Source organism: Heyndrickxia sporothermodurans, assembly GCF_003055045.1.
GTDB lineage: Bacteria > Bacillota > Bacilli > Bacillales > Bacillaceae_C > Heyndrickxia > Heyndrickxia sporothermodurans.
This window is the reverse complement of the sequence record NZ_NAZB01000010.1, coordinates 21,071-35,789: the sequence shown is the minus strand read 5'-3', so window position 1 is coordinate 35,789 and position 14,719 is coordinate 21,071. Positions and strand designations below refer to the sequence as shown.

17 protein-coding genes are annotated in these 14,719 nt (G+C 36.2%); 6 read left to right on the top strand and 11 right to left on the bottom strand.

Translation table 11 applies throughout. The annotated features are described in order from the left end of the window. The coding region (locus B5V89_RS03820) for a hypothetical protein (RefSeq protein WP_142406510.1) at window positions 1–238 on the bottom strand (238 nt) is incomplete at its 3' end. A gap of 85 nt (window positions 239–323) precedes the next feature. Then, window positions 324–1,016 (bottom strand): YiiX/YebB-like N1pC/P60 family cysteine hydrolase, encoded by a 693-nt coding sequence (locus B5V89_RS03815; RefSeq protein WP_181294602.1) that lies wholly within the window; start codon window positions 1,014–1,016, stop codon window positions 324–326. Between the two features lie 438 nt (window positions 1,017–1,454). Here B5V89_RS03815 and B5V89_RS03810 point away from each other — a divergent pair, with 438 nt between their 5' ends. Continuing rightward, window positions 1,455–1,634 (top strand): hypothetical protein, encoded by a 180-nt coding sequence (locus tag B5V89_RS03810; RefSeq protein WP_066235976.1) that lies wholly within the window; start codon window positions 1,455–1,457, stop codon window positions 1,632–1,634. Window positions 1,635–1,880: 246 nt separating this feature from the next. Here the strand turns inward: B5V89_RS03810 and B5V89_RS03805 are convergent, their stop codons facing one another. Both B5V89_RS03805 and B5V89_RS03800 read right to left on the bottom strand, forming a co-directional pair. Continuing rightward, window positions 1,881–2,873 (bottom strand): S8 family peptidase, encoded by a 993-nt coding sequence (locus tag B5V89_RS03805; protein ID WP_108070559.1) that lies wholly within the window; start codon window positions 2,871–2,873, stop codon window positions 1,881–1,883. A gap of 149 nt (window positions 2,874–3,022) precedes the next feature. Then, window positions 3,023–4,285 (bottom strand): ATP-binding protein, encoded by a 1,263-nt coding sequence (locus tag B5V89_RS03800; protein WP_108070557.1) that lies wholly within the window; start codon window positions 4,283–4,285, stop codon window positions 3,023–3,025. A 343-nt stretch (window positions 4,286–4,628) separates the two neighbouring features. Between B5V89_RS03800 and B5V89_RS03795 the strand changes: the two genes are divergently transcribed. Further along, window positions 4,629–6,704, top strand: a complete 2,076-nt coding sequence (locus B5V89_RS03795; RefSeq protein WP_108070555.1) for a carbon starvation CstA family protein — start codon at window positions 4,629–4,631, stop codon at window positions 6,702–6,704. Window positions 6,705–6,708: 4 nt separating this feature from the next. Further along, on the top strand, window positions 6,709–6,903 hold the full coding sequence (locus B5V89_RS03790) for a YbdD/YjiX family protein (RefSeq protein WP_066235983.1): 195 nt from the start codon (window positions 6,709–6,711) through the stop codon (window positions 6,901–6,903). Window positions 6,904–6,981: 78 nt separating this feature from the next. Here B5V89_RS03790 and B5V89_RS03785 read toward each other — a convergent pair whose 3' ends face one another. Beyond that, complete coding sequence (locus B5V89_RS03785; RefSeq protein ID WP_108070553.1) at window positions 6,982–7,605, bottom strand: 3'-5' exonuclease; 624 nt, start codon at window positions 7,603–7,605, stop codon at window positions 6,982–6,984. Window positions 7,606–7,776: 171 nt separating this feature from the next. Here B5V89_RS03785 and B5V89_RS03780 point away from each other — a divergent pair, with 171 nt between their 5' ends. After that, a complete protein-coding gene (locus tag B5V89_RS03780; RefSeq protein ID WP_066235987.1) occupies window positions 7,777–8,202 on the top strand; it encodes a universal stress protein in 426 nt (141 codons plus the stop codon). 53 nt (window positions 8,203–8,255) lie between these two features. On the opposite strand, the gene rlmN is transcribed toward B5V89_RS03780, so the two are convergent. The 3 genes from rlmN to metA all read right to left on the bottom strand — a co-directional run bounded on the left by rlmN (window position 8,256) and on the right by metA (window position 11,490). Next, on the bottom strand, window positions 8,256–9,317 hold the full coding sequence (rlmN, locus tag B5V89_RS03775) for a dual-specificity RNA methyltransferase RlmN (protein ID WP_107958615.1): 1,062 nt from the start codon (window positions 9,315–9,317) through the stop codon (window positions 8,256–8,258). Between the two features lie 174 nt (window positions 9,318–9,491). After that, window positions 9,492–10,487, bottom strand: a complete 996-nt coding sequence (locus B5V89_RS03770) for an alpha/beta fold hydrolase (protein ID WP_108070551.1) — start codon at window positions 10,485–10,487, stop codon at window positions 9,492–9,494. 94 nt (window positions 10,488–10,581) lie between these two features. Further along, the gene (gene metA / locus B5V89_RS03765) at window positions 10,582–11,490 is read right to left on the bottom strand and encodes a homoserine O-acetyltransferase MetA (RefSeq protein ID WP_107958618.1); all 909 of its coding nucleotides are present in this window, start codon (window positions 11,488–11,490) and stop codon (window positions 10,582–10,584) included. Between the two features lie 187 nt (window positions 11,491–11,677). Here metA and B5V89_RS03760 point away from each other — a divergent pair, with 187 nt between their 5' ends. Together B5V89_RS03760 and B5V89_RS03755 are read left to right on the top strand one after the other, a co-directional pair. Further along, on the top strand, window positions 11,678–12,103 hold the full coding sequence (locus tag B5V89_RS03760; RefSeq protein ID WP_066235996.1) for an SRPBCC family protein: 426 nt from the start codon (window positions 11,678–11,680) through the stop codon (window positions 12,101–12,103). After that, window positions 12,104–12,436, top strand: a complete 333-nt coding sequence (locus B5V89_RS03755; RefSeq protein WP_066235998.1) for an ArsR/SmtB family transcription factor — start codon at window positions 12,104–12,106, stop codon at window positions 12,434–12,436. A 46-nt stretch (window positions 12,437–12,482) separates the two neighbouring features. Here the strand turns inward: B5V89_RS03755 and B5V89_RS03750 are convergent, their stop codons facing one another. Genes B5V89_RS03750 through B5V89_RS20355 form a run of 3 tightly spaced genes read right to left on the bottom strand, consistent with a single transcriptional unit; the run spans window position 12,483 to window position 14,651 of the window. After that, the gene (locus B5V89_RS03750) at window positions 12,483–13,112 is read right to left on the bottom strand and encodes a biotin/lipoyl-containing protein (protein WP_066236000.1); all 630 of its coding nucleotides are present in this window, start codon (window positions 13,110–13,112) and stop codon (window positions 12,483–12,485) included. 35 nt (window positions 13,113–13,147) lie between these two features. Continuing rightward, complete coding sequence (locus B5V89_RS03745) at window positions 13,148–14,389, bottom strand: efflux MFS transporter permease (protein WP_342352530.1); 1,242 nt, start codon at window positions 14,387–14,389, stop codon at window positions 13,148–13,150. Next, window positions 14,343–14,651 (bottom strand): hypothetical protein, encoded by a 309-nt coding sequence (locus B5V89_RS20355; RefSeq protein WP_244913436.1) that lies wholly within the window; start codon window positions 14,649–14,651, stop codon window positions 14,343–14,345. Before B5V89_RS20355 ends, B5V89_RS03745 begins: the two co-directional genes overlap by 47 nt. Window positions 14,652–14,719 lie beyond the last annotated feature (68 nt).

The following is a 14,719-nucleotide window of genomic DNA, read 5'->3' as shown; positions in this document are numbered from 1 at the left end:
ACTTTTTACTTGCAAAACACAGCTCAAGACCATTTGCATTGATTTTGGTAGTAGACATTTTTTTTAGATTATAGTTGTAGTATTCCAATTTACTAGTTTTCTCTAATAAATTACTTTGTAATAAAACTATTTCATTTTCAGTTGATGATGGTCGCACTTTTGAATTGGTCTTTTCTTTTTGTGAGCAACCAAATAAAAATAATATACTGGCTAGAATAATTAAATATTTCCTTTTCATTTAAACCCCCACCTATAAATAAAAAATGCTGTCCTATGAATAATATAAAACGTTCTAGGACAGTCACCTTTTTAAAGAATTATTTTTAATTTAAAAGACTACTTTTCTTTAAGTCACCCGGCCAAACAAATTTTCCTCTATTATAATCTAAATCATAACCCATAAGTTGCCAGGCTCTCCATACTAATTGTGAACAGTAGAACTTATCGGTAGTAGTTTTATTACCAAATGCAAAGTTATAAGGTTTGTTTAGAAATGACTTTGCTAATCCCACAGCAGATTTTTTTTCAGAAGCTGTAGCACCTATAACATCATGTCTTGTAGCATCGGGATATCTTTGTCTAAAATTATTTGTCCAATATCTTACCCCATTTTTACTAGCAACCTTTTGGTTGCCAAAAGATTCAATAGTACTGTATTGATCAACAACTATTGCTGCATGTCCACCCACCCAAGAACTACCGGATGAACTACCGCCACTCATTGTTATTAATACAGAACCTGTTATTCCCATTGAACCATCTGGTTTGGGTTCTGCAAAAGGAGTTACTTCTTCACTTTGTCCAGATTGCTCCGTATTTTTGTTCAAACTTTTTCCTTCTTTTTCAAGATTAATCAATTCCTCATAATCCTTTTTCCCTTGCTCATATTCTGCATAATCTGATGATGTCCATCCTTCGAACTCATTTTTCGAGTTTTCCTCTGCATTGGCGTTTGTAACGTGTGAAGCCAAAATTAAACCTGAGGAAACGACCAAAGATAATACAAATTTCTTCAAAATCTCCACCCCTATCAGAATTTTTAGATTGTTACAAAATGATAATAACACTATTTTCGGAAAAAATATACATAAAAAATATTTTTTTCTACTATAGTAATCGCGTGTAAGTTTTTTCTTTTTTTGCAAAAAAGCACATATGAATTGGCCTAAAAAGTTGATTATATAATAGAGAAAACCCATGCATATAAAAAAGATTGATCAAAATGCTTGGGTTTGACTTTGAGTAGATTTAGTTTTTATAAAAAACTTCCACATTAAATCAGAATGAAATATCTCCGGATAATTTATAAACTTCGGAACCATATTTCAAATTTACAATTACTCTTAGTGGGTATTTTATACTATATGTAAATGTAGTATAAGAACACTATAACTTTCCAAAAAAATAGATCTTATATACTTATGTAGAAATAACAATTTTCAAGGAGGGGTGCTATGAATATTACACTAGGAAAAGATGAAAGAGTAACCAGTTCTGAGCAGTTTACTACTAATCTAGTTCTTTCATGGTTAAAAGCAGATTTTTCTTTAACAAATAAGAGAGTGGTAGGTTTTCAACCAAACACATTATTTGGTTTGTTTCCACTCGGGAGAAATGAAGTTTCATTTCTCTAAAAAATATTAAAATTGGGTTTAAGTACTCCATCCTATCCCCTCCATTCAAGTGGATTAGAGCGAAAGGAACCTGACTCCTGCGGAATATAGAGGAAAGGTCGAGACCCCACAGGCGGAAGCCGAGGAGGCTCGACTTCTCACCGCGAAAAAGCAGGTTCCTGTAGCGGAAAAGAACGGTCCTTGTTCCTCCCGAAAACAACAAAGAGGAAATATACTTTTTTCCTCACAACCTTTACGGAAAGAGCCTTAATAAAACACCGAAACTGTTTGTGCCGGCAGTTGCAGACTTTTGGATTCAATCGTAATGGTAATTTCCTTTTCACCGCTTTCTTGTGTCGTTGAGAAATTCAATAAACCATTACCTTGTGCTTTTTTACTTAGGCCAAGATCTTCTGTCGTTTTGCATATTTGTGCGTATAGTTCCGCTTCAGTTAGTACACGACCAAATTCTTTTTCAGCAATATTTTTTACTAAAGCAGCCGCACCACTTACATGGGGAGTTGCCATAGAGGTACCCGAAAGTTTAGCGAATTTCCCACCCGGATAAGTGGAGAAAATTTCAACCCCAGGTGCAACTAAATCAATTAGATCATTCGTATTTGAAAAATCCGCTAAATTCTTTTCTAAATCAACCGCACCAACCTGCACGACTTCAGGGTATGCTCCTGGATATTCCATTTCATCCGTATCATCTCTACCATCACCACTATTTCCCGCTGCACAAACGACTAGAATATTATTTTGAACCGCTTTTTGAATCAATCGATGCTCTTCTTCCTCTTCTGGTCCGCCTAGTGACATGGATATAACAGAAACCTTCTCTTTATTCGGACCTTCCCAATTAATTGCATAGTCAATCGCCTCATTAATCCACTTGATATCTCCTTGTCCATTTCCATCCAATGCTTTTAAGACTAAAACCTTTGCCCTTGGTGCAACTCCTACAACTCCATAATTATTTATTGCTGCTAGAATTGTCCCACATACATGTGTTCCATGACCATGATCGTCTTGATAATCACCCGTGTTCGTGAAATCTTTTCCATCAATAATTTGATCTTTTAAATCTGGATGTGTTTTGTCAATACCCGTATCAATGACAGCAATCACAATGCCTTCTCCATAATTTCCTTTTTCCCAAGCTTCCTCCGCATGGATTAATCCAATACCTGCCGGAATATTTTCCTCTACTGAATCCACAATCTCTATCACCTTATAAGGAATTAACTTTTTTTCCATCGTCTTTTCCCCTTCCATTGATAGATTGAAAACCTTTCTTTAATAGTAATAGATTTATTTAAAAAAACAAGATATTTTACTGAATTTTCTAAAAATAGTCCAAACGTACGGAATCCATATTCCTAGTTTTAATAAAACAAAAAAAAGGCCTACACCTCTTTCCGTATTCGCGGGAAAGTAAGAGTTAAGACCGTTCCTACTCCTTTCGTACTATTAACTTGAATATTGCCGTCCATTTCATCGATAATTTGCCTTGAAACCATTAGTCCTAATCCCGTTCCCTTTTCTTTTGTAGAGTAAAAAGGAAGCCCGAAATTCTCCATCGACTCTTTGCTCATCCCTTCTCCATTATCAGATATTGATATGTACACATGCTTGTAATCAGCGGTAACTTCTATATCTATTACTCCATTCCCACTCGAGGCTTCAATTCCATTTTTAATAAGATTAATAAGCAGTTGTTGAACCCTGCTACTATTTCCAGCTAAATAGATTGGCAACTTTTGGGCAAAATTTAATTGAACATTATTAAGCGTTGCAAATGTTGATAAAGAGCGTACAGCCTTATTTATCTCACGTATGATATCTAGCTTACTGACTTCATTTGATTGGCTTTTGCCTAATGCCAAATAATCCGCAATGATTGAATTTGCTCGGTCCACTTCCTCAATACATATTTTTATATATTCTTTTTCGGATCTGGATAAACGATTCGATGCTTGTAAAATTTGCATAAATCCTCTAATACTCGTCATCGGATTCCGAATTTCATGGGCAACACTTGCCGCAAGCTGACCGATCACATTAAATTTCTCCGCGTTTTGAAACTCTTTTTGTAAAGCCGTTTTTTCAATTTGTGATTCAATTAAATAAATCACAATCCAGGTAACAATTACATTTTCTAACAAATATGATATATAAATTGATAGATTTGTTGATGTTATACTAACTGTCATCATCATACTTCCTATAATCGGAAGTAATAGGGAAGCAATCAATAAAAACGTGGATGAAAAGATCAGTTTCTTTTTTAATGTCCATGAAAAAAATTGCTTTTGTATTCGTATTATAAATATACTGCCTACGATAATTACGCTTATGGCAGGAAACATCCCAATACCACCCATACAAATACGGACAATAATGTAAAACGATGAAACGATAAAGCCTACGATATTTCCTCCGTATATAAAGGATAGATACCATGGGATAAATCTTAAATCTAGATGTTTCCCCACTCCCAGTGGTATGGCAAAGGTCAGTGAAAGAGAGATGCTTAATATACATATAAGTCCAAAGATAATTTTTCGTTTCAAATCATTGATTTTACCATTTGCTAAAACTAAAAATAATACGAAAGGAAATAACACCATTAATACTTGAAGTAAGATTCTTTCAAACTGAAATTCCATCAAACTTGAACCCCTTTTGAAAACTATGATGTCTCTACTGTAAGATTCGATATAAATCGGGAAAATCCTTTATTAAAAAATAGACTATGTTAAAACTTGTTATTGACTTTTTTATTTAATAGCTTGGAACGAAAAACAACCGGGAATTTAACAAATTCATTAAAAAGGAAGGATTTGTCGAAAACTTTTTTCCAGAAAAATAAAAATATGTCCCACTGCATATTGAATGATACAGTTATCCCGGTTATTATTTTTATAATTACAAATATTTTAACTTTTTAACTAAAGGAGGGGAGAAGTTAATTATTGCATTATTTTTTTAAAGGAAGGGGAAGACATAACCGTGAATAAGAAATTACTTTCTATTTTGATTTGGACAGCTATTTCGGTTTTTGGAGCGATTGCATTTGCTTTACTTGGTCTTGCAAACGGTGAAACGATTTCGGCTGCTTGGTTAATTGTTGCGGCTGTTTGTACCTATGCAGTAGCTTACCGCTTTTATAGTAAATTTATTGCGTATAAAATTTTTAAATTAAATGATAAGCGTGCAACACCTGCGGAAGTAAATGATGATGGAAAAGATTACGTGCCTACAAATAAATGGGTATTATTTGGTCATCATTTTGCCGCGATTGCAGGTGCCGGACCACTTGTAGGGCCGATATTAGCCGCACAAATGGGTTATTTACCCGGAGCACTTTGGATTATCATCGGTGTCGTCCTGGCCGGAGCTGTTCAAGATGCAGTTATCTTAATGGGATCTATGAGAAGAAATGGAAAATCGCTTGGACAGATGGCGAAAGAGGAAGTAGGGCCATTTGGTGGGATTATTGCATCCATCGGAATTCTTGCAATTATGATTATTTTATTAGCCGTACTTGCCCTAGTCGTTGTGAAAGCGCTCGCCGGTTCTCCGTGGGGAGTATTTACCATTGCTGCAACCATTCCAATTGCCGTTCTCATGGGCATTTACATGAGGTACATACGCCCAGGAAAAGTATTAGAAGGTTCTATTATTGGCTTTATATTATTGATGCTTGCGCTTTGGGGCGGGCAATTTATCGCCGCAGATCCGGAATTAGCAAAGATGTTTACATTCACTGGTGGTCAGCTTGCCATTATGATTGGTATCTATGGATTCGTCGCTTCCATTCTACCTGTTTGGCTATTATTGGCACCTCGGGACTACTTAAGCTCCTTTCTAAAAATTGGTGTCATTTTCTTATTGGCTGCAGGAATCTTAATTGTCCTTCCTGAACTACACATGCCAAAGATTAGTAAATTTATTGATGGATCAGGACCTGTGTTCGCAGGAAATCTCTTTCCGTTTTTATTTATTACGATTGCTTGTGGTTCCGTATCTGGTTTCCACGCTCTTGTTTCTTCGGGTACAACACCGAAAATGCTTGAAAAGGAGACCCATTCCCGTTTTATCGGCTACGGTGGTATGTTAATGGAATCCGGTGTTGCCATTATGGCATTAATTGCAGCATGCTCTTTACATCCCGGTCTTTACTTCGCAATGAATGCACCAGCAGCAGTTATTGGCGGTGATGCAGCTAGTGCGGCAACTGTCATTTCGGAGTGGGGTTTCCAAGTTACAGCAAATGATATTACAAATGCCGCCAAAGACATTGGTGAATCCTCCATTTTGTCAAGGACTGGTGGGGCACCAACATTGGCTGTCGGTATGGCAGAGATTTTTACCAGCTTTTTAGCAGGAGCAAAGGCTTTCTGGTATCATTTTGCGATTCTTTTTGAAGCATTGTTCATTCTTACGACAATTGATGCGGGAACACGTATCGGAAGATTTATGTTACAGGATTTAGTCGGAAATTATTATAAACCGTTTGCAAAAACGAATAATCTCTTCGCGAATATCGTTGCATCAGCTATTATTACAATTGGGTGGGCCTACATCACCTATCAAGGAGCGATTGATCCATTTGGCGGTATTAACTCCTTATGGGCATTATTTGGAATATCGAATCAGATGTTAGCCGCGATTGCACTTGCCGTTGCTACAACGATTATTATTAAAATGGGAAAAGCACGTTATGCGTGGGTGACCATTATTCCATATGTCTTCCTAACAGTAACGACATTAACCGCAGCATTTATGAAACTATTTTCAAAAGTACCGGCAATCGGCTTTTTCGCCCATGCCAAAATTTATCAAGACGGGATTGACAGTGGGAAAGTACTCGCACCTGCTACCGATATGGATGTCATGAAGCAAATTGTCTTCAATGATCGATTGGATGCAGTATTGACAATGATTTTTATCGCTATTGTGTTATTAATGGTTATAGCATCCTTTAGAGTTTGGTATAACATTTTGGTCAAGAAGAAAAAAGCGGTATTACATGAATCACCTTACGTACCATCAAAATATCCGAACATATCAATTGGAAGGTGATGAAATGAAGAAATTGTATCAGACGATGACAAAGATCCCCTGTCATATCAAAACGATTTTCGGCTTACCAAATTACCAAAATTATGTAGCGCATCGGAAGAGAAAGCATCCAAATGAGCCGATCATGTCTGAAAAGGAGTACTATATGTATGCCTTAAAGGAAAGATATGAAAGCGGAAAAGTTAATCGGTGCTGTTAAGAAAGAAGCAGATGTCGTAAAGGCATCTGCTTCTTTCAATTAATTCATTAATTTAATATAGTATGTTAATTGAACATGCTAAAAAGATGACACATCCCGTTTTCTTTTTTTGCTGGAAGAGACTAATGAGGAGCGATAGTAACCTGGCGCAATTTCCCCAGCTTTAATATTCGTTTTAGAAAATACGGCATCCAAATCATATAATTCAAATTCATTCGATAGTTGAATCATAATTTCAGCGCAAGCTTGTGCATCGCTTAAGGCATGATGATGATCGAGGATATCAATGCCGTAATGATCACAAACTGATTTAAGTGAATAGCTTGACTTGCCTCCAATTAATCTTCTTGATAGCTGATAACTACAAAGCAATTTACTCGGAACCGGCAGCAGATTATATCGATTAAGACTATCTCTTAAAACATAACCGTCAAAGGCTAAATTATGAGCGACAATCACCTGATTTTCTATTCGATGTTGAATGGATTGATAGAATGTATGAAATGTCGGAGCGCCTTCAACATCAGAAGGTTGAATGCCATGAACCGATATATTCATTCGATCAAAAGGCTCTTCCGGATCAATTAATGAATAAATAGAATCGACTATTTTATTCTCTTCCACAAATACCATTCCTACTGAACAAACACTATATCGATTGCGATTCGCAGTTTCAAAATCGATTGCGATGAAATTATTCATATGTAAAACTCCTTTCCGACATTCACGAAGTATATTTACTTTCTATTGTATTATATGTACGTTTAAGGATTCCAGCTTGACCATCGTTGTAAATAAATTTTGGGTAAATAAAGAATAAAAATGGAAATTTTCACTCTCCATTTTTACTAATATAGAAAGCTGGTGTATCTTATGTTATTTTCTAACATTTTATTAGCTTACAATGACACCGAATTATCTAATAAGGCTTTAGAGACCGCAAAGGAATTGGTAAAAGCAAATCCGGAAGCTAAAATTGATATTTTATATGCTGTTCAGCTTGCAATCCCTACCTATACATCAGGGATAGTTATTCAAGAAACACAGGATAAAATGAATGAGTATGCGAAAGAAACTTTAGAAAAAGCGTTAAGTCAATTGTCCGAGCTTCCTAACCCTATTCATACATTTGTCGTTGACAAACAACCCATACCGGCCATTCTAGATCATACAGAATCACACGGAAATGATTTAATTATTATGGGAAACCGAGGGTTAAGTGGAATAAAGGAATTTTTTGATAGTGTTAGTCATGTGATCGTTCAGAAGTCTCCTATACCTGTATTACTTATAAAATAAAGATATACCAATTTAGATACAAAAAAGGAGCTTGGAATCCCAAGCCCCTTTTATTATTTTGCTTTTTTCAATTGTTTACTGCGAAGTTGTCCGCATGCTGCATCAATATCTGTTCCATGCTCTTGACGGACGACACAATTGATGCCGTTCTTTTTCAATGTGTCATAGAATTCCAAAATGGATTCTTTTTCGCTTCTTTTATATTGAATATGTTCACTCACCGGGTTGTACGGAATTAAGTTCACATAGGCTAAATGACGTTTATTTTGAAGAAGCTTAGCAAGCTGTAATGCCTCTTCTTTATGATCATTTACATCATTTAATAGAATATATTCAAAAGTGATTCTGCGATTTGTTTTCTCCAAATAATAATCAATGGCTGGCATTAATTTTTCTAATGGATAGGCACGATTAATTTTCATTATTTGCGTACGTAATTCATTATTCGGTGCATGTAAAGAAATTGCTAAGTTTACTTGTAAGTCTAGGTCAGCAAATTCATAGATTTTCGGAGCTAGTCCACTCGTTGAAACCGTAATATGTCTTGCACCAATGGCTAGCCCTTTCGGTGAATTGATATTTTTCAAAAATGTAACTAAATTTGTAAAGTTATCGAACGGTTCGCCGATTCCCATGACAACGACATGGCTGACCCTTTCGTCCTTTCCAACTTCATCTAAATGAAGCTGAACATTCATAATTTGTTCGACGATTTCCCCGCTCGTTAAATCACGATTTTTCCGCAAAATCCCACTAGCACAGAATGAACATCCAATATTACAGCCTACTTGTGTTGTTACACATACTGAAAGACCGTATTTTTGTCTCATCAATACCGTTTCAATTAAGTTACCATCTGGTAATTTGAATAGAAATTTAACAGTCCCGTCCTTTGATTCTTGTTTAATCTCTAGTTGTAATGTATGCATTTCAAACTGTTCTTCTAAAAGTTGAATACATTGTTTATTAATATTGCTCATTTCAGAAAAGCTTTTGACACGCTTTTTATATAACCATTCCCACACTTGTTGAGCGCGGAATTTTTTCTGACCATTTTCTAAAAACCATTCCGTCAATTGTTCTATTGTTAATCCATAGATGGATTGTTTATTCATTCGTTACCCTCTTTTCAAAGATACTTTACACATAACCTCTATTTTACATGAAATACAAACGATTTTCTATCACTAACTCTCAATTCCTTATTGTACCAAGATATTGATAGTCTCATACCTGCCTTCTCTTTTTCCAACTAGAAAAGGCCAGTAAAACGATATTGTTTTCTGGCTTTATTCATTAAAATTTTTATGCCATTCCTTTAAAGTATCCAAAACAAATCGTTGAAAGCTTTCCGCCTCTTCTATCATCGGTGTATGGGCTGATTGTTCAAACCAGATCCATTTTTTAACGGGTGCTTGAAGTTTGTAATAAAAATCCTCCGCAAGTTCACCTGGACATGTATAATCGTAACGCCCATTACAAAATGCAATTGGGATCTGAATCGATAAATCATCTTGATATAAATCAATTGCTTCCGCTTCTTCCTTTAATGAAGATTTGGAGAACCATTGCCCCTTTAACCATTTGATGACATCAAATAAGTGATACTCAGGGCGCTTAAATAATGGCAGGAGGAATAATTTCATAAAGCTACCCTTATGAATCACTCCACCACCCAATTTTTGTAACAAGTGATTATGGATATGTTCTGAACTCACTTTGTCCCAAGGCGGGGCTCCAATCCTTATTAATTGGGTATATGCTTTTTCATTGCCAACTTCTTTTGCTTTTTGGAGAGTTTGTTCGTATGATGAATGTTCAAGTTGTTTCCAATTTACTATTTGAGAAACAGAAATATATCCATGGAATAATTCTGGATAGCGCTTAATCGCCAAATAGGAAAGAACCGTCCCCCATGAATGACCTAAAATATAAACTTTATCTTGTTGAAATCGTGCGCACAAAATCCTTACTAATTCAATGAGATCATTTAGCATCCGCTCAAGTGTCATCGATTCTTCCGTAATTTTTTTTGAATAAGAAAGACCGGCGCCACGTTGATCCCAATTGACAACAAGAAAATCTTTTTCATATTCTGAAGTATATTGACTAATAAAACCAATTTGTGCTGCACCTGGGCCTCCATGTACCCAAAGTAGGATTGGTTTCCTACGATCTTGACCACGAATGAGAACCCATTGTTCTACTCCGCCAATTGTCATCGCTTCAAGAGAAGCAATACTATTAGGTCCATTCTGAATCGCAGGGGTTTTGCGAATAAACATGAATTCATCTCCTGATGATTTAAAAAGGTTCAATAATAAAATTATTGCAGTATTATTGTATTTTGACCAGAAATTAGCTTGAACAAAAAGAACATTATTCCCACTGATATGGTGTTTGTTGATAGACGTAATAATTCAGCCAGTTGGAAAATAATAAATGGGCATGAGCCCTCCATCTATGTTTTGGCCTTTTATTTGGATCGTCATTCGGAAAATAATGCATTGGCATATACGCTTTTCCGCCTTTTTTTGTATCTCTTTCATATTCCTCTGCAAGTGTTCCAACCTCATATTCTAAATGGCCGGTAATCATAATTTGTTTTTCATCTTTAGATATCATTAAAAGTGGACCAGCTTCATCCGATTCTGCAAGTAAGATAACATCTTCGCATTCGTTAATTTGACTTTTTACATTTCCTGTATAACGAGAATGTGGAGCAAGGAATTCCTCATCGAACCCACGTACAAGTTTCACATTTGGGTCCAGAACCGAATGTTTAAATACACCTGTACATTTCTGCCCAATCTCAAATTTATCTATTCCAAAGTGATAATAAAGAGCGGCCTGTGCCCCCCAGCAAATATGAAGTGTAGAGGTCACATTCGTTTTTGACCATTCCATAATCTCCATTAATTCCTGCCAATAGTCCACTTCTTCAAATTCGAAATGCTCGACAGGTGCCCCAGTTATGATCATTCCGTCAAAGCGCCTATTTTTCACATTTGTAAAAGTTGTATAAAACTGCTCCAGATGCGATTTACTTACATTTTTTGACTCGTGTGTAGCCGTATGAAGAAACATAATATTGATTTGCAGTGGAGAGTTTCCAAGAAGTCGGAGCAATTCAGCCTCTGTCCTTTCCTTTTCAGGCATCAAGTTTAATATAAGAATATTTAACGGACGAATATCCTGACTATTCGCTCGCTCATCATCCATCACAAAAATATTTTCTTTCTCTAAAATTTCACGCGCAGGCAATAATTTCGGTATTTTAATTGGCAATCCTATCGCCTCCCCTATCTGAATTTTTTCATAATTCCATTATAGGGGTGCTCCTTATGTTTGTCATCCATTAGGATTTCTCTTTATTTTATCTATAACCTTTTCGTATGTTGAAGTTTTATCAAAGCATGTTATAATAAAAAAGTAACACCTTATAGTGTCAAATTCATTTACGGAGGTTATTATTATGGAAGATAAGAAAAACGGGACATTGCCCGATATTCGATACACAATTATCTTAAATGCGCCCATTGAAAAAGTTTGGAAGGCAGTTGCTACTTCAGAAGGTATAGCGGGATGGTGGATGCCAAATACATTTGAACCCGTACTCGGGAAAGAATTCGTCCTACATGCCGGACCGTATGGTGATTCCCCATGCAAAGTAACAGAATTAGATCCTCCAAATCGTGTAGGGTTTGACTGGGGTAAAGATTGGCATTTGGCATTTGAATTAAAAGAAGTAGATGGAAAAACGGAATTTACCCTTATTCATTCGGGATGGGATGCAGATAAGGTGACAGAGTTCAATCAACCACACACAGTTATTCGAGGAATAATGGATAAGGGCTGGGCAGGCCTTAAAGGAAAGCTTGCAGAATATTTAGAAGTGTAAATGCAATATTCAGAGTCAAAGCATGATGTTTTTCAGGCGATAGCTGACCCAACGCGCCGTCGTTTATTACAATTATTATCAGAAAAAGAAATGTCGATAGCCTCCATTACAAAGTGCTTTTCAATCAGTCGAACCGCTATCAACAAGCACCTTAAAGTACTTTCTGATGCTGGACTTGTCACAAGCAAAAGAATTGGAAGAGAAACGCGATACAGATTAAAACCTGAACCTTTAACCGAACTTAAACAATGGCTTTCCATCTTCGATAAATATTGGACAAGTAAGTTATTGGATTTAAAGGAATATATAGAAAGTAACGATGAAAAATTGTGATTAAAAGGTGTCAGGCACCGCATNNATGCGGTGCCTGACACCTTTTTTAAAGCGATATTTTAATTTCTGCGTTCATTCCCGGTAAAACTTTATCTGAGGCTTGGTTGATAGAGATTTTGACAGGGACTTTTTGTGTTACTTTTGTGTAGTTTCCGGTTGAGTTTGAAGGAAGTACTGAAAATACTGAGTTTGTTGCGTATCCTATTTCCTCAACGGTTCCATCAAATGTCGTATCATCGTCGCCATCAACAGTAATATCTACACTATCGCCAACCTCAATGTCTTTCAGATCGGTTTCTTCTATGTTTGCAATAATATACATATGATCGAGGTCAGCTTCTTTTGCTAATTCCTGACCTGCTTGGACCATTTGATTTTTTCTAGCTTCGTTTTTTATAATTTTACCATCCATTTTCGCATCAACAGGGATTTCGCGTTTTCCATCAGATACCTTACCAACTACATCTTTATTAGAAACATTTTTTCCATCTTTAACATCCCAATTTGTAAGAATACCAGATGTAGGTGCAACAACTCCCATCATATCAGCTGAAACGACCGCATCATCCGTTTTGACATAATTTTTATTTTGAATGTAAAAATATCCGCCTAACGCAATTAGTAGAACAACAACAATAACTCCAATAATATTAGCAATTATAATACGTTTACTCATTGAACTTTTCTCCTCCATTTTTAATTTCCGTACTTTTACACAGTTGTTTCTTTCACAGAGGTAACTTGGACTTTCGGTTCTTTTTTCACGAGACCTATTCCTTTTCCCGTCACCATTTTTCCTATTGATGCAACAAGCATGATACAAGCGAAAACAAGCATAATCGTAAATAGATGATGATATGCTCCAAGTATGGCTGCTTTCTTTGTATTGGCTATTAGTTCATACGACGCCATACTTTGTGCCTTACTTAAAGGAAGACCGGATTCCATTAAACGATGGGTTAATTGAGCAATTTCCGATTTTGCCTCCGAACTGTTTTCCCCAAGATATTCTTGAATGTTTCCATATTGAAGTTCATTTTGCGTCGATAGAAACCAACCAACCATCGGAGTTATAATCGCCCCAATGAAGTTCCGACTCGAATGCAAGGTTAACGAACGCAATGATGCATGATGCAAATTACCTGCAAAGGCCGTTCCTAACGCCCCACCAACAAGTACCATACTTACACCCGCACCTAATAGCGCAATTTGAAAATATAAGGTTGGCAATGTAACCTCCGGGCCCATGACTCTCCATTGTAAAGTTACATAAATAACCCCGAGTGACCCGATAATCCCCATTTTTCCTGCTCCTAGCACCCCATAAAATAAAGTCTTCAGAATAGCGGTTACGACAATTCCGATAAAAAACCAAATATAAAAGTGCAAGAGATAATGAAACGGAAGATCTTTATTATGACGCAAAAAGCCATTTATACCAGCTATTGCAAGTATCATTAAGACATGGGAAGCAATCGCCATAACTGTTCCGGAAATTGGTTTAGCTGCTTTTAATGTCCGAAACGGAATTAATGGACTTTCAGCTTTCATATCAATTGAAAGAAACAAGATTAATAAAAGAAATGCAACAACAAAAAAAGGCCAAACATATAAAGATGAAAAACCTTTATCCATTAAGTTACACAATGGAAATGAAAGTACAACTAAGATGAGCGTATATAGAAAAATTCCTGTTTTATCAACCGGTGTTCGATCCAGTTCATGTTCTTCGGTCTTAGGCAATCCAAAGAAACCGACTATTAAGCATAGTACGGCAGAGACAATATTTAATATAAACAGCCAACGCCATGCATCTACACTTAAGGAAAGTGAACCAAAGAAAGCTCCCAATGCTGTTGCCCCAAACAATCCTGTTATAACCATGAACAAAAAGGTATTTCGAATTTTATTCGGAAACGATTTTAAACTGACAGGCAACATTGTTAAAAACAGAACACCTGCGCTTAAACCTTGAATCGACCTCCCAATAATTAAAATGATTAAATCCTGAGAAATCGCATTTACTGGCGGTAGACAGGTTTAATAATAAATTTTCTGCCAGTGAATTAATTGCTAATGGACTTGATTTTTCAAGTTCACTTAGTAAAAGATACTCTGAGCGATCCAAACTTCCTAGTTTAGGACTATGGGCTGTCGTTAAACGAACAAGTAGGGCAATTTCGTATTCAATCAATTGGAGTACATGATTAGTCAACATTCTTCCCCCTCTTACTTTCATCCCGAATTGTTATTTATTAAGTATATCATAGGAAACTCGGTGCT